Raw genomic sequence first — 15812 nt, 5'->3', positions numbered from 1 at the left:
GGAGAATTGCCATGAGCCAACGCCAACTGACCGGACTGGACCACCTGCTGCTGCAGGCGGATCGCGCCCTGCGCACCCTGAGCCCGGGATCGCCCTGCCACGAGCGACCGTCACCGGCCAAATCCGCAGACGAGACCGAGCTGTCGGACGCCGAGCGCCGCCATGCGGCGGGGCTGATGCGGGTCAATCACAGCGGTGAAGTCTGCGCCCAGGCGCTGTATCAGGGCCAGGCGCTGACGGCCAAGCTGCCGCAGGTACGGGCGGAAATGGAACATGCGGCAGATGAGGAGATCGACCACCTGGCCTGGTGTGAGCAGCGTTTGCAGGAGCTCGACAGCCGCCCCAGCCTGCTGAATCCGCTGTGGTACGGCCTTTCCTTCGGGATTGGTGCGACCGCCGGCAAGATCAGTGACAAGGTCAGCCTAGGGTTTGTGGCCGCGACCGAAGAGCAGGTGTGCAAGCACCTGGAAGACCACCTCCAGCGTTTACCCGCTCAGGACCAACGCAGCCGCGCGGTGGTCGAGCAGATGCTGGTGGACGAAGCCAAGCACCAGCACGCGGCGCTGGATGCCGGTGGTGCGCGTTTTCCCGGCCCGGTGAAGGGACTGATGACGCTCATGTCCAAGGCGATGACGTCTGTCACTTACCGGGTCTAGTCGCAGCCCCTGGGTATTTCTCGCCAATAAAAAACCCCGGTTCTCGACGAGACCCGGGGTTTTTTATTTTTCCGGCTGAACCAGCTAACAAGTCCGATTCACACCTCTTCAATCCGGTAGCTGTGGACGATTTCCACCCCGGATTTGCCCAGCATGATGGATGCCGAGCAGTACTTCTCCGCGGACAGTTCCACCGCGCGCGCCACCTGCGCCTCTTTGATATTCCGCCCACGCACCACAAATTCCATCTCGATCTTTTCAAACGGTGCCGGAACCGCATCGGGGCGGTGACCCTTGAGTTCAACGTGACAGCTGACCAGATCCTGGCGCGCCTTCTGCAGAATGCCTACCACGTCGTAGGAAGCGCAGCCGCCCACCCCCAGCAGAATCATTTCCATCGGGCGGATACCGTTGTTCTTTTGGCCACCTTCCATGACCACCGAATTGCCACTGCCGGACTCACCGACAAAAGTGACACCGTTCACCCAGGTCACCTGACCCTGCATAACACCCGCCATGGAATAATCTCCTTCAAAATGGATGGGGGCCGGGAGCTTATCACATGGGAACCCCAGTTCCGCAGCACCCCGGTATGGAATTACTCTGTAGCGGCTCACAAACCAAAGTAAGCCTTTACTCACGGCGGTTGTCAGCACAGTCCACAACCGCTATAAACAACACCCAGTCCCAGCCCTTTGCAAATAGTGGCCCAGATCACATTGCGAAGCATTGCCGCGCCCTGCCCCTGTCGGCACCGGTCTTTTAGCGGGATAATCGTCCTCTTACCCGGGATCAGGCACAAAAATTCAAGAAAAGGAGTAGATCCGTGACGGTCGCTACCGAAGAAACTCTGACTACTGGCAATATCGAAGACTTCCTCGCTCACTGCCACCGCCGCCGTTACCCGGCCAAGAGCACCATCATTTATGCCGGTGACCGCTGCGAGTCCCTCTACTTCATTATGCGCGGCTCGGTAACCGTACTGATCGAAGATGACGAAGGCCGCGAGATGATCGTTGCCTACCTGAACGACGGCGACTTCTTCGGCGAGATGGGCCTGTTTGACCAGGACACCCGCAGCGCCTGGGTGCGCACCAAGACCGAGTGTGAAGTCGCAGAAATTTCCTACAGCAAATTCCAGGAACTGACCCGTCAGCACCCGGAATTCCTGTTCAACCTGGCCACCCAGATGGCCCTGCGTCTGCGCAACACCACCCGCAAGGTGGGAGACTTGGCGTTCCTCGACGTGACCGGCCGTGTGGCCCGCACCCTGCTGGACCTGTGTAACGAGCCGGACGCAATGACCCATCCGGAAGGTATGCAGATCAAGATCACCCGCCAGGAAATCGGTCGTATTGTCGGCTGCTCCCGGGAGATGGTGGGCCGGGTTCTGAAAACCCTGGAAGAACAGGGCCTGGTCTCGGTGAAGGGAAAAACCATGGTGGTATTCGGCACTCGCTGATTCCACGGTTGAGCGGGGCCGCTTCACGCGCCCTGCTCGCCCCCCTCTTTCCATCCCTGCAGTACCCTTTGCTCCCCTACCCCAGTCCCGACCCAAGCAATCACAACTGCGCACTTTGCCGCGCGTACCACACGGCCCCGGCGCTAATTCCACTGCACTGATTCATCCACTGCGACACTAATATTTCGCTATATAAATGCGAGGTATCGGCCTATGCGCAGCTGTTGCCGGATAACTCAGCGATGCAACAGACTATCTTTTAGCGCGATCATTTTTTTGATCGTTACTGTGTTGTTAGTGATCGCCTGTGGAAAACAGGATCCACAAAACGCGACCAGAAACTCGAGCACAGTCCCACCTGCCAGCTCACCGGCACCGATTCCGGCCACCTATATCGAAACAGGTGATCTGGAGGCGATAAAGAAGCGCGGCATTATTCGCTTCGTCAACCTGTCCGGCCCTGCTGGTGAAAACCTGCTGCCCAGAGACAGCATCGTCACCCTGAGAAGCTTCGACCTGGCCAATAAACTGGCCGAAAAACTGCAGCTCAAGCCGCTTTGGATCAAGGCCGACACCCCGCAACAGGCGCTTGAGATGGTGCAATCAGGCCGCGCCGATATTGCCGCTTACTCCCTTACCGACAACGAGGCCCGGCGCCAGCTGGTCGATTTCACCGTACCGCTGATGCAGGCCCGTCAGAAGCTGCTGACCAGCACCCTGGGACCAGACATCAGCGACCCCAAGTTGCTACGCAACGTGGAGCTGGTCGCCCAGGCGGGATCCACTTACGTGGACACGGCACGCCGTTTGATTGCGCAATTTCCCGAGGCAAACCTGAGCATCATTGAGCCGATTGTCTACGAAAACCGCGATGCCCTAGTCGATCTACTGAGCGAAAAAAGTAATCGGGTGGCCATCATGGATGACTACATCACCGACAACCTCGTGAGCTACCGGAACGATGTCCGCACCGGCGCGGCGGTGACTGAGCCGGAAAATATCGCCTGGGCCCTGCGCAAGGATTCAAAGCACCTGCTAACGCGGGTGAATAACTTCCTGACCAGAAACCTGGCTCAGCCACCGGACGACCGGATTGCAGACTGGAAAGAAATCAAGAAGTCCGGTGTTGTCCGCTTTCTGACCTACAACCGACCCTCCGTCTACTACCTGTGGAAGGGCGTGCTGATGGGGTTTGACTATGACCTGGCCAAGGCCTTTGCCGAACAGCACAATTTGCAATTGCAGATCATCGTCGTGCCCTACGACGAAACTCTGATCGACTGGCTCAAGGCCGGACGCGGGGATTTCGCCGGTGCGGTGAAAAACATTACCCAGGAGCGTATCGACCAGGGCATCGTCTTTACCACCTCCTATCGGGAAACACCGGAGCAGGTGGTTAGCAGCCAGAAGAAGCCGGCCATTGATAAAGTACAGGACCTCGCGGGCCGTACCCTGACATTGCGCGCGTTTTCCCCGTTCATCGCCACCGCGCGCACCATCCAAAGAAGTGGTATCGATGTCGCGGTGGAAGTTGCACCGCCCGAGGTGTCCCTCGGGGAAATCATTACCAAAATTTCCGATGGGGAGCTGGATGCAACCATCGTCGACAACGATGATGTGGTGATGGCCTCATCGCTGCGGCCGGACCTGAGACCCGGCACGCTGGTGAGCGACCCGCGCCCACAGGGCTGGATGCTGATGCCGCAGAACCGTGAGCTGCTCAAGCAACTCAACAAATTCCTCACCAAGTACCGCAAGAGCGATCAGTACCAACAGAAGATTGCCGCCTACTTCCAGCCCAACAAACGCTTCACCCAGCGGGTCGCTGCGCGCGTGATTCCGGGAGAGGACCTGTCTCCCTTCGACACTCTGGTCAAGGGACAGTCGCTGGAATACAACTTCGACTGGCGCCTGGTAGTGGCGCAGATGTGGCAGGAGAGCAACTTCAACCCCAATGCGGTGTCACCGGTTGGCGCCCAGGGCCTGCTGCAGGTGATGCCGCTGACGGCGGAAGACATGGGCTTCCCTCCGCCGCTGTTCGACCCGGATCGCAATATTCAGGCAGGTATCAAGTATCTGAATTGGGTGCGCGACCGCTTTGAACCCAACCTGCCGGCCATCGAGAAGCTCTGGTTCACCCTCGCCTCCTACAACGCCGGCTACGGCCACTTGCTGGATGCCCGCCGGCTGGCAAAAGAGCTCGAGCTGGACCCCAATGTCTGGTTTGGCAATGTCGAAGAGGCCATGCTGAAGCTATCCGAGCCCAAATACTTCCAGAATGCTCGCTACGGCTATGTACGAGGCGCTGAGCCGGCACAATATGTGCGCAACATCAGCCAGCTGTACAAGGCCTATACCGGCGTCGCCACCGGTGATACAGGTATGCCGGCACCGCTGCTCAGCCCCATACGCTCACAGCCCCCATAAAAAAACCGGGCGCAAGCCCGGATTTCAGTTATTACGTGCGCCTCCCTGCGCAGCCCTTGAGACTTACCCTTTTTCCGGGTTGAGACCGCGACGGATCAGCAGGGCATCGGTGGTAGGTTCCTTGCCCCGGAACTTCACGTAGGACTCCATGGGCGCGCGGGAGTTACCCACCTCCAGAATGTTCTTGCGGTACAGGTCGCCATTCTTGCGGGTCAGGCCACCGCGTTCGCGCAAGTAGGCAAAGGCATCCGCAGCCAGAATCTCACTCCACATATAGGCGTAGTAGCCGGCGGAGTAGCCGCCACCGATGGAGTGGGCAAAGTAGGTGGACTTGTAGCGCGGCGGTACCGCAGCCAGGTCAACACCGTGCTTGGCCAGCGCTTCGGCTTCAAACTTCTCCACGTCCTGTTGCTCCGCGTCGGCGGGCAGGGAATGCCATTCCATATCCAGCAGTGCCGCAGACATGTACTCCAAGGTGTCGAAGCCCATATTGAAGTTTTTCGCCTTCAGCACTTTTGCCAGCAGTTCCTCGGGAATCGCTTCACCGGTTTTGTAGTGGTAGGCGTAGTTCGCCAGCACTTCCGGATGGCTCGCCCAATCCTCTTCAAACGTGGACGGGAACTCGACGAAGTCACGGGATACCGCGGTGCCCGCCAGGCTGGGGTAATGCACCTTGGACAACATGCCGTGCAGACCGTGGCCCAGTTCGTGGAACATGGTGGTAACGTGGTCGAAGCTCACCAGGGTGGCCTCGCCTTCCGGGCCTTTGGGAATGTTCATGACATTCACCACCACCGGCTTCTGCTCCAGCAGCTCGGATTGTCCCACGAAGGAGCTCATCCAGGCGCCACCGCGTTTGCCGTCGCGCGCGAAGTAATCCGCGTAGAAAATTGCCAGGCTCTCGCCGTCGTGGTCGAACAGTTCAAACGCCTGTACGTCCGGATGGTACACCGGCAGATCCGGGCGCGGCTTGAAGGTGATGCCGTACAGACGATTCATGGTGTAGAAGAGACCATCGTTCAGCACCCGGTTGAACTCGAAGTACTCACGCACTTCGCTTTCATCCAGCTGGTATTTCTCCTGACGCACTTTTTCCGCGTAGTAGGCCCAGTCCCAGGGCTGCACCTCGAAGTCACCACCTTCGCGCTCGATCATGGCCTGGATATCGGCCTGCTCGGCCTTGGTGTTGTTCACCACCGCCGGCGCCATGGAATTCAGCATGTTCAGCACGTTTTCCGGCTTTTCCGCCATGGTGCCGGTCAGCTGATACTCGGCCCAGTTGCCGTAACCTAGCAGACCAGCTTTCTGTGCGCGGATCTGCACCAGGCGTTTGACCAGCGGACGGTTATCCAACTCGCCGGAAGTGCCGCGGTGAGCCGAGGCTTCCCAGATACGCTGGCGCAGCTCACGGTTTTTCAGGGAGGTAAGTACCGGCTGGCGAGTGGTATTGGTAATACTGATCAGGTATTTGCCTTCGTGGCCGGCAGCGGTAGCAGCCTCAGCGGCGGCTTTGATCTGGCTGTCCGACAGGCCATCCAGTTCGCCCTTCTCCTCGACAATCACCGCAATGTCTTTGCTGAGCTTCAGCAGATTCTGGCTGAACTGGGTGGTGAGTTTGGAGTGCTCTTCGTTCAGCGCACGCAGGGTTACTTTCTGCTCCGCGGAAAGCTTGGCACCGGCCTTCACGAAGTTGTCGTAGTAGTCTTCCAGCAGGCGCGCGGATTCCGCGTCCAGCTCTTTCTCGACGCGCTGGTTGTACAGCGCTTCGACTCGGGCAAACAGCGCCGGGTTCAGGTAAATACTGTCGGAGTGCGCCGCCAGTTTCGGCGCCAGCTTGCTTTGCAGGGCACGGCGGGCTTCGTTGCTGTCGCTGCCCACCAGGTTGAAGAAGATGCGGGATACCCGAGTCAGCAGAGAGCCCGCTTCCTCCATCGCCACAATCGTATTGTTGAAGCTGGCCGGTTCCGGGTTGTTGGCAATCGCCTGGATTTCCAGCAGGTGCTCGCTCATCCCCTGCTCGAAGGCGGGCTCAAAGTGGCTGTCCTCGATCTTGCCGAAGTCCGGCGCCTGGTATTGCAGAGTACTGGCGCTGAGCAGGGGGTTATCCCCGGCTACCGGCGTCGCCTGATCTCCAGCCACCTGGCTCTTTTCGACTTCAGATGCCTGCACAGACTTTTCTGAGTCCGGCTTGGGAGCCTCGGAACAGGCAGCGATCGCCACGATAGCGACCGCGAGCAGGGATTTGCGCATTTCATTCTCCGCTATGTCATCAGGGGGTATTTTGGGTTGTGATCAGGTATCGGTTCCAAAGGTCTCCGGAAGAGGCCGTTGCCGTACCCACTCAAAATGTCTAACGCGCCAATATAGCATTTCATGAATGACTGGGAATTCACCTCAATGTCGTTCATCCCGACAGCCCAACCATTCATCCCGTCGCTCGGCTCGATACTTACGTAACTCCCTCACGCAACCCCCTTACGCAACACTCTTACGACACTAACCAGTCACGGAGCCGATAGATTTACTCAGGAAGTCCAGCAACATACTGACCTTGGGCGACAGATGGCGGTTGTGGGGATAGATCCCCCATATACCGTCATCCTCCTCGCGGTAGGACTCCAACAGGGAAACCAGCCGCCCCTCCTGCAAATCTTGGTCCACGTAGTAATCCGGCAACTGCACAATGCCGATGCCCTTCAGTGCCGCATCCACCAGTGCACGGCCGCTGTTGCAGCGGAAGCTGCCGCTCACCCTGATATTCCGTGAACGCCCCTGCTCGCGAAAACGCCAGTAATCCAAAGTGCCCGGCAGGCAGTTATGTCGCGCCAGCTCGGACAGGCTGTGTGGTTCGCCGTGGGAAGACAGGTAGTATGGGGAGGCGCAGACATACAGGGTGCGCGACCCCAGCCGTCGCGCCATCATGCTGGAGTCTGTCAGCTTGCCGAGGCGAATGGCGAGGTCGTAGCCCTCCGCTACCAGGTCGAGCTTCTGGTTTGTGAGCTCCATTTCTACCTGCAACTCGGGATAACGCAGGACAAAATCGTTGACCAGTGGTGCCAGCGTGGTCTCGCCGTAGGTCACCGGTGCCGTCAGCCGCAATCGGCCCCGAGGCACCTGTTGCAGATCCGTCACTGCCCGCTCAGCCTCCGCCAGCCCATCCAGCACCCGGCGGCAGTGCTGGTAATACACCTGCCCCACTTCTGTCATCGATACCTTGCGGGTGGTCCGATACAGCAATCGGGTAGAAAGCCGACCCTCGAGTGCGCTCACCTGCCGACTGACCTGGGCCGTGGAAATTCCCAGCTTGCGCGCTGCGCCGGTAAAGCTAGCGGACTCGGCCACGGCCACAAATTCACTCACCCCCTCCCAATTACCTGCGCTCACTGATCTGTCACCTCTCGTAATCACGGGACTGGACTGTTACCAAATGGAAAAAATGTTTTGCAATTGGTACGGATTATACGCAAATCAGAAAAAGATAGACTGCGCCGCAAATGGCACCAGACCGCCGCCAGAAATCAACAGGAGCTGAACAGGAGTCAGATATGACCGAGACCATCAAATCCAGAGCTGCCGTGGCCTGGGGCCCGGGCAAGCCGCTGTCTATCGAGGAAGTGGATGTGATGCCACCGCAGGCTGGCGAGGTGCGGATCCGCGTGATCGCCTCCGGTGTTTGTCACACCGATGCGTTCACCCTGTCCGGGAATGACCCCGAGGGTATTTTTCCGGCTATTCTCGGTCACGAGGGCGGTGGTATCGTCGAATCCGTGGGCGAAGGCGTGACCAGTGTGGCGGTGGGCGACCATGTGATCCCGCTATATACACCTGAGTGCGGCGAGTGCAAATTCTGCCTATCCGGCAAGACCAACCTGTGCGGCAAGATCCGTGAGACCCAGGGCAAGGGCCTGATGCCGGACGGCACCACCCGCTTCTCCAGGGACGGCCAGCCCATTTACCACTACATGGGCTGCTCCACTTTCTCCGAGTACACGGTGCTGCCGGAAATATCCCTGGCCAAGGTCAACAAAAATGCGCCGCTGGAAGAGGTCTGCCTGCTGGGCTGCGGCGTCACCACCGGCATGGGTGCGGTGATGAATACCGCCAAGGTCGAGGAAGGCGCCACCGTTGCCATTTTCGGCCTCGGTGGCATCGGCCTGTCAGCGGTGATCGGCGCGGCCATGGCCAGAGCCGGACGCATCATTGCGATCGACATCAACGAGAGTAAGTTCGACCTGGCGCGTCAGCTGGGTGCGACCGACTGCATCAACCCGAAAAGCTACGACAAGCCGATCCAGGAAGTGATCATCGAGCTCACCGATGGCGGCGTGGACTACTCCTTTGAGTGCATCGGCAATGTGGACGTGATGCGCTCCGCGCTGGAGTGTTGCCACAAGGGCTGGGGCGAATCCATCATCATCGGCGTCGCCGGTGCCGGCCAGGAAATCGCCACCCGTCCCTTCCAACTAGTCACCGGCCGGGTGTGGAAAGGCACCGCCTTTGGCGGCGTGAAGGGTCGCTCGGAACTACCGGACTACGTGGAGCGCTACCTCGCAGGCGAGTTCAAACTGAACGATTTCATCACCCACACCATGGGGCTAGACGCTATCAACGAGGCCTTTGACCTGATGCACAGTGGCGAGAGCATCCGCTCGGTAATCCATTTCGACCAGTGAGCGCAAAACTGGGGCCGAAAGTTAAGGCTGAAAGTTAGGACTAGGTCTCAGCCCTATCCCACAGGCATAAAAAAGCCGGGCACTGCCCGGTTTTTTTATCGGCGAACGCCGTTCCTGAACGGCACAACTTAATTGAACAATTCCAGCAAACGACGGCCCGGTTCCTCTTCCCGCATAAACGCTTCCCCCACCAGGAAGGTATCCACATTGTGGCCGCGCATTGCCGCCACATCGTCGGTGGTATGGATGCCGCTTTCGGTCACCACGATGCGATCTTCCGGAATCAGGTCCAGCAGCTTGAAGGTGGTTTCCAGCTGCACTTCGAAATTGTGCAGATTGCGGTTGTTGATACCGATGAGGCGGTTCGGCAGCTTCAGGGCCCGCTCCAGTTCCTGGCGGTCGTGCACTTCCACCAGCACATCCAGGCCCAGCTCCAGCGCCAGGTCATTCAGGCTGGTGAGCTGTGCGTCGTCCAGACAGGCGGCAATCAGCAGGATACAGTCGGCACCGATAGCGCGGGCTTCATACACCTGGTAAGGATCGACAATAAAATCTTTGCGGATCACTGGCAGGCGCACGGCATTGCGGGCCTGCTGCAGATACTCGTCGGCACCCTGGAAAAAGTCCACATCGGTCAGCACCGACAGACAGGCGGCACCGCCTTTCTCGTAGCTGGTGGCGATCTCCGCGGGGATAAAGTCTTCCCGGATCACACCCTTGCTCGGCGAGGCCTTCTTGATCTCGGCGATGACCGCCGCTTCACCGGCATTGCGCTTGGCCTCAATGGCATTCACAAAACCGCGACAGGGAGGCTGCTGCAGGGCGCGCTGTTGCATTTCATCCTGACTGACCAGCTTCTTGCGCTCGGCTACTTCTTCCCATTTGCGCTCGACAATGGTTTTCAGAATTGTTGGCGTATTCATTACTTCACTCTCTGAATGCGCTGGTAAAGGCGGCCAGCTCGTTGATCTTCTCTCCGGCGAGGCCGCTGTAGATGGCGTCCTGCGCCATGCTCACCCCTTCCGCCCGGCTTGCAGCCACGCCACTGACGTAGATGGCCATACCGGCATTCATGGCAATGATATCAGCTGCCTTGTCCCCTGCGGGGGTTTCACGCTTGCCGAGGGCATCGCGGATCAGGGCCAGGGACGCTTCGGAACCGTCCACACACAGCCCGTCCAGGTTCTGGCGCTCGATACCGAAATCTTCCGGCGCGATGGTGACCTTTTTCAATTCACCGTTCTTCAGCTCCCAACCGCGGGTATCTGCGGCCAGACTTACTTCATCCAGGCCGTCATCACTGTGCAGCACCAGCACATGCTCGGCACCCAGGGTCTGCAGCACCTCCGCCAGCATGCGGCAGTAGTGATAATCAAACACGCCGATGACCTGGCGCTTGACGCCGGCGGGGTTGGTCAGCGGCCCCAGCAGATTGAAAATGGTGCGCAGTCCCAATGCCTTGCGCGGGCCTATGGCGTGACGCATGGCGCTGTGATAACTGGGAGCAAACATAAACCCCACCCCCACGCCGTCGATGCAGCGGGCAACCTGTTCGGGAGTCAGAGGTAGATAGATACCGGCTTTTTCCAGCAGGTCTGCGGCACCGGAAGAAGAGGAAACGGAACGATTGCCATGCTTGGCCACCCGCGCACCGGCAGCGGCGGCGACAAAACTGGAAGCACTGGAGACGTTAAACAGGTTGGCACCATCACCGCCGGTACCAACGATATCCACCGCGTTGGTCTGATCGATCTCGACCTTGGTGCACAACTCGCGCATCACCTCTACCGCACCGGTGATTTCCTCCACGGATTCACCGGCCATACGCAGCGCCACAAGAAACGCACCAATCTGCGCGTCTTCCGCTTCCCCACGCATAATCTGGCCCATGGCCTCGCGCATTTCTCCGCGGGTGAGATGCTCACCCTCGACCAGTTTTCCGATGGCCTGTTGGATATTCATTATTCTTGCTCCCCCAAGACTGTTTCCTTGGTCTTTCGGTGGCTTTAAACAGGTTCCTTGGCGGCCCTGCTGCCGGTGACTGTTTGCGAGACACGCCGTAAACCCATCCCTGGGGGCTCTTCCGCGAGGTCCCTCTCGCGGAAGGTCTCGCAAACAGTCCCCGGCATCAGGGCCTTCGCATCAGGCATTCGAGCGCTGTTCCAGTTCAGCTCTCCAGAAAGTTTCTCAGCATATCGTGCCCATGCTGGGTCAGGATCGACTCCGGATGGAACTGCACGCCCTCAATCGGCAACTCGCGATGGCGAATTCCCATAATCTCATCGATCTCACCATCTTCGGTCTCGGTCCAGGCAGTAACTTCCAGGCAATCCGGCAGACTGCCCTTCTCCACCACCAGCGAGTGATAGCGGGTCGCCTCAAACGGATTGGACAGCCCGTGAAACACGCCGAGGTTGTTGTGAATGATCGGCGAGGTCTTGCCGTGCATCACCTCTCCGGCGCGCACCACGCGACCGCCAAACACCTGACCGATACTCTGGTGACCGAGGCAGATACCGAGAATCGGCAATTTGCCCGCATAGGCGCGAATGGTCTCCATGGAGATTCCCGCTTCGTTCGGCGTGCAGGGGCCCGGTGAGATTACGATTTTCTCCGGGTTCAGCTTTTCGATATCCGCAACGGTAATTTCGTCGTTGCGCTTCACTACGACGTCAGCCCCCAACTCCGCCAAGTACTGCACGATGTTGAAGGTGAAGGAGTCGTAGTTGTCGATCATCAGGATCATGATTCGCTTCCTTTCTCATCTCCCATGTCTCCCAGGCGCTTCTGCAAGCGGGCGAGGGATTCCTGGGTTGCGCGGAGTTCGCGCAGAATTTCGGTTTGACTCGGCGGCATCGCCAGCTCGTCCAGGCGGCGTAGCTTGGCCTCTTCCAGGTTGTTCAGAACCACCCCGATAAACAGGTTGATCATCACAAACGCACCCATCACCACAAAGCTGATGAAGTAAATCCACGCATAGGGCATGGCCTCCATCGCGGTGTACATGATGTCCGTCCAGTCCTCAAAGGTGACGATACGGAACAGACTCAACAACGCAATCGGCAGGGTGCGCCAGTGGGTGGGGTCGATTTCGTGAAACAGGAAATAACCGGCCACCCCGTAAATGTAAAAAATGATCCCCATCAGCAAGCTGATATGGAACATGCTCGGCAGACTGCGCAGCAACGTATCCACCAGCAGTCGCAGTTCCGGAAACGCCGATACCAGTCGTAAAACCCGCAGTACGCGTACCAGCCGCGCCAGTGTGGCCATGGGGCCCGCGGCCGGAATCAGGCTCAGCACGATGATGCTGAAATCAAAACAGTTCCAGCCGTTAGCGAAGTAGCGCCAGGGGCGGTTGCCGTGCGCGGCTATTTTGATCGCGGCCTCCACCATAAACGCCAGCAGGATCAGCTGGTTGATACCGTGCAGGGTGCTGCTGAAACGCTCCAGCACCCAGGTGGAGGTTTCCAGGCCAACGACTACGGCGTTCACCGAGATCAGGGCGATAATCACCTGATTGAAAATTGGTGCGTCGACCCAGCGGCGACACTGTTCAGCAAAACTGCTGTTCTGCCCTACTGATACTTCACTACTCATCGGTTCTACAGCTTCCAATGGATCAAGAAAATAAGGTTATTGCCCGGTAGCGATGGCCACAGCGCGGAACAGTGCCCGCGCCTTGTTCATGGTTTCATCCCACTCGGACTGCGGATCGGAATCCGCGACTAGGCCAGCACCGGCCTGCACGTATACTTTTTCGTCCTTGATCACCGCGGTGCGAATCGCGATGGCGGTATCCATGTTGCCGTTCCACGCCAGATAACCCACGGCACCGCCGTAGATACCGCGCTTTTCCGGCTCCAGCTCGTCGATAATTTCCATCGCGCGAATCTTGGGCGCGCCGGACAGGGTTCCTGCCGGGTGGGCCGCACGCAGGGCGTCGATGGCGTGCAGCTCCGGTTTGATCTTGCCGGTCACGTTGGAGACGATGTGCATTACGTGGGAGTAACGCTCCACCACCATCTTTTCGGTCACCTGCACTGTGCCAGTTTGCGCAACCCGACCCACGTCGTTGCGACCCAGGTCGATCAGCATCAGGTGCTCGGCAATCTCTTTCGGGTCCGCCAGCAGGTCTTTTTCCAGCGCCAGATCCTGCTCCTCGGTGGCGCCGCGGCGGCGGGTGCCGGCGATCGGGCGCACGGTCATATCACCATCTTCCAGGTGCACCAGGATCTCAGGGCTCGAACCCACTACCTGATGATCCCCCAGGTCGAGGAAGTACATATATGGAGACGGATTGAGGCTGCGCAAGGCGCGATACAAGTTCAGCGGCGGAACCGTAAACGGTGCCGACAGGCGCTGAGACGGAACTACCTGCATGACATCGCCGGCCAGGATGTACTCTTTGACCTTGTGCACGCCCTGCTTGAAGGCTTCTTCGCCGAAATGGGAAGTAAAAATGTCTTCCGCGGTGTGTTCGCCGTCGATGCCCAATGGCTCGACGCTGGCCAGCGGCTGCGACAGCTGGCCCACCAGCTGGTCCAGGCGACGCTGGGCGGACTCGAAGGCGTCTTCCTGTTGCGGGTCCGCGTGCACGATAAACAGCACCGCGCCGGCCAAATTGTCGAACACCACCAGCTCGTCGCTGACCATCAGCAGGATATCCGGATTACCCAGGGTGTCGGGCGGGCAGCTGTCGGCGAGTTTGGGCTCGATATAGCGCACCACGTCATAGCCGAAATAGCCCACAAGGCCGCCGTTGAAGCGCGGCAGGCCCTCGATTTCCGGCACCTTGTAACGACCGCGGAACTCCTCGACGAAGGCCAGCGGGTCTGCAACGGTTTTCTGCTCGACGATTTTGCCATCGCGCTCGACTACCACATCGTGACCGGCCACTCTCAGTACAGTGCGTGCGGGCAGGCCGATAATGGAGTAACGCCCCCACTTTTCCCCGCCCTGTACGGACTCAAACAGGTAGCTATAGCGGCCGCCATCGCGGGCGGCGAGCTTCATATAAGTCGTCAGCGGGGTTTCTATGTCGGCCAGTACGCGGCGGACAAGAGGTATGCGGTTGTATCCTGCAGACGCAAGTTGGGCGTATTCGCTGGGGGTCATGGCGACTCCGGTCTGTGCAATGCTTCGTATTTTGTATTCGGGCCTGGATTGCGCATCTTTAGTGGAATCCTACCCGCGAGAAAGGCGCCCGTCGGACCAGTTCTGGTCTTCAGGCTCAGCGGATCAGTGGCGCCATCGCCAGCTGTTGATGTGGGGGGCAGTGCAGTTCAATGTTCGCTTTCTCACAGCGTTGACGTCGCAGCGTCGAGTTGCTTCCCTGTATTCCGGCGAGCAAGTGTACAAATCTCTGGTAGAGGCGGCAAGCTTGGGATTTTGTGGTTCTTATTAACCCCTTTCAAGTCCTTTATCACCCCCTGTGGCGCCGGAGCACCGGGTAAGGGGTTTTGAAACCGCTGTAGATACATCCCTGTACGCTGCGTCAGCGACGTCCCTGTCGCTGACGCTTTCAAAACCCCTTACCCGGCACTCCAGCTTCGATTCGGGCTAATAATCGCTGAACTCAGATGCGAAGGCTGGGTGCTGGGTGGAGCTTTTCGGGATCGTCGCAAACAGGATGTTTGCGCCGAAGCGCCCAGGGATGGGTTCACAGCGGTCCCGAAAAGCTCCACCCGGTGCCCGGCCGCCACAGAGTCATCTACGAAGCAACCAATAACCCTCAGGCCTGCGCCAGCTCCGAGCGCATCACCTTGATCACTTCCGCATAGTCATCCGCATTGAAGATGGCGGAACCAGCGACAAAGCTGTCGGCACCAGCTTGGGCGATTTCGCGGATGTTGTCTTTGGTTACGCCGCCGTCGATCTCCAGGCGGATGTCGAGGCCGGAATCGTCGATCAGTTTGCGCGCTTCCTTCAGCTTATCGAGGGTGGCGGGGATGAACTTCTGGCCACCGAAGCCGGGGTTTACGGACATGAGCAGGATCATGTCGAGCTTGTCCATGACATATTTGGCGGCGTCGAGGCTGGAGGCGGGGTTGAACACCAAGCCTGATTTACAGCCGAGGGACTGGATCAGTTGCAGGGAGCGGTCGACATGCTTGCTGGCTTCCGGGTGGAAGGTGATATAGGTGGCCCCGGCGTCCGCGAACATGCGGATCATGTCGTCGACGGGTTCGACCATTAGGTGGACGTCGATGGGGGCGGTTACGCCGTGGTTGCGGAGTGCCTTGCAGACCATGGGGCCGATGGTGAGGTTGGGGACATAGTGGTTGTCCATTACATCGAAGTGCACCCAGTCGGCGCCGGCGGCAAGGACGTTGTCGACTTCTTCACCCAGGCGGGCGAAGTTGGCGGAGAGGATGGAGGGTGCAATTTTGTAGTCTGGCATTTTCTCGTCTCGGTGCTTGGAGGTTTCGCCCCGGAGCTTTGTATCAGCTCGGTGGCGGCCGGTCACCGGGAGGAGCTTTTCGGGACCGCTGTGAACCCATCCCTGGGCGCTTCGGCGCAAACATCCTGTTTGCGACGATCCCGAAAAGCTCCTCCCGGCACCCGGCCTTCAATTCTGGTTTTCGTACTTCG

13 protein-coding genes are annotated in these 15812 nt (G+C 58.9%); 4 read left to right on the top strand and 9 right to left on the bottom strand.

Going from position 1 to position 15812, the window contains the following annotated elements:
- Positions 1-11 precede the first annotated feature (11 nt).
- Positions 12-656, top strand: coding sequence for a 2-polyprenyl-3-methyl-6-methoxy-1,4-benzoquinone monooxygenase (coq7, locus tag M0G74_RS17400; RefSeq protein ID WP_248219990.1), 645 nt, complete (start codon positions 12-14; stop codon positions 654-656).
- Positions 657-754: 98 nt separating this feature from the next.
- Here coq7 and M0G74_RS17395 read toward each other — a convergent pair whose 3' ends face one another.
- A complete protein-coding gene (locus tag M0G74_RS17395; protein WP_201276951.1) occupies positions 755-1162 on the bottom strand; it encodes an OsmC family protein in 408 nt (135 codons plus the stop codon).
- Between the two features lie 320 nt (positions 1163-1482).
- Here M0G74_RS17395 and crp point away from each other — a divergent pair, with 320 nt between their 5' ends.
- Together crp and M0G74_RS17385 are read left to right on the top strand one after the other, a co-directional pair.
- Positions 1483-2118, top strand: coding sequence for a cAMP-activated global transcriptional regulator CRP (gene crp / locus M0G74_RS17390; RefSeq protein WP_160151462.1), 636 nt, complete (start codon positions 1483-1485; stop codon positions 2116-2118).
- A 288-nt stretch (positions 2119-2406) separates the two neighbouring features.
- A complete protein-coding gene (locus M0G74_RS17385) occupies positions 2407-4545 on the top strand; it encodes a transporter substrate-binding domain-containing protein (RefSeq protein ID WP_248219987.1) in 2139 nt (712 codons plus the stop codon).
- Between the two features lie 63 nt (positions 4546-4608).
- Here M0G74_RS17385 and M0G74_RS17380 read toward each other — a convergent pair whose 3' ends face one another.
- Together M0G74_RS17380 and M0G74_RS17375 are read right to left on the bottom strand one after the other, a co-directional pair.
- Positions 4609-6795, bottom strand: coding sequence for a M3 family metallopeptidase (locus M0G74_RS17380; protein ID WP_248219985.1), 2187 nt, complete (start codon positions 6793-6795; stop codon positions 4609-4611).
- Between the two features lie 246 nt (positions 6796-7041).
- Positions 7042-7929 carry a LysR substrate-binding domain-containing protein gene (locus M0G74_RS17375; RefSeq protein ID WP_248219983.1) on the bottom strand — a complete coding sequence of 296 codons (888 nt, stop codon included), beginning with the start codon at positions 7927-7929 and terminating at the stop codon, positions 7042-7044.
- A gap of 161 nt (positions 7930-8090) precedes the next feature.
- Between M0G74_RS17375 and M0G74_RS17370 the strand changes: the two genes are divergently transcribed.
- Positions 8091-9218 (top strand): S-(hydroxymethyl)glutathione dehydrogenase/class III alcohol dehydrogenase, encoded by a 1128-nt coding sequence (locus M0G74_RS17370; RefSeq protein WP_248219980.1) that lies wholly within the window; start codon positions 8091-8093, stop codon positions 9216-9218.
- 128 nt (positions 9219-9346) lie between these two features.
- On the opposite strand, the gene trpC is transcribed toward M0G74_RS17370, so the two are convergent.
- The 6 genes from trpC to rpe all read right to left on the bottom strand — a co-directional run bounded on the left by trpC (position 9347) and on the right by rpe (position 15621).
- Positions 9347-10141: an indole-3-glycerol phosphate synthase TrpC gene (gene trpC / locus M0G74_RS17365; protein ID WP_248219978.1), complete on the bottom strand. Its 795-nt coding sequence runs from the start codon at positions 10139-10141 to the stop codon at positions 9347-9349.
- Positions 10142-10145: 4 nt separating this feature from the next.
- Positions 10146-11180, bottom strand: a complete 1035-nt coding sequence (gene trpD / locus M0G74_RS17360) for an anthranilate phosphoribosyltransferase (RefSeq protein WP_160154740.1) — start codon at positions 11178-11180, stop codon at positions 10146-10148.
- A gap of 205 nt (positions 11181-11385) precedes the next feature.
- On the bottom strand, positions 11386-11964 hold the full coding sequence (locus M0G74_RS17355; protein ID WP_248219976.1) for an aminodeoxychorismate/anthranilate synthase component II: 579 nt from the start codon (positions 11962-11964) through the stop codon (positions 11386-11388).
- Positions 11961-12818, bottom strand: coding sequence for an ion transporter (locus M0G74_RS17350; RefSeq protein ID WP_160151469.1), 858 nt, complete (start codon positions 12816-12818; stop codon positions 11961-11963). The genes M0G74_RS17355 and M0G74_RS17350 overlap by 4 nt, the downstream gene beginning before the upstream one ends.
- A gap of 36 nt (positions 12819-12854) precedes the next feature.
- Positions 12855-14336: an anthranilate synthase component I gene (gene trpE, locus M0G74_RS17345; protein WP_160151470.1), complete on the bottom strand. Its 1482-nt coding sequence runs from the start codon at positions 14334-14336 to the stop codon at positions 12855-12857.
- Positions 14337-14952: 616 nt separating this feature from the next.
- Complete coding sequence (rpe, locus tag M0G74_RS17340; protein WP_160151471.1) at positions 14953-15621, bottom strand: ribulose-phosphate 3-epimerase; 669 nt, start codon at positions 15619-15621, stop codon at positions 14953-14955.
- Positions 15622-15812: the final 191 nt, after the last annotated feature.

Source organism: Microbulbifer sp. CAU 1566 (assembly GCF_023156515.1).
Lineage (GTDB): Bacteria > Pseudomonadota > Gammaproteobacteria > Pseudomonadales > Cellvibrionaceae > Microbulbifer.
This window is presented reverse-complemented; position numbering and strand designations above follow the sequence as displayed.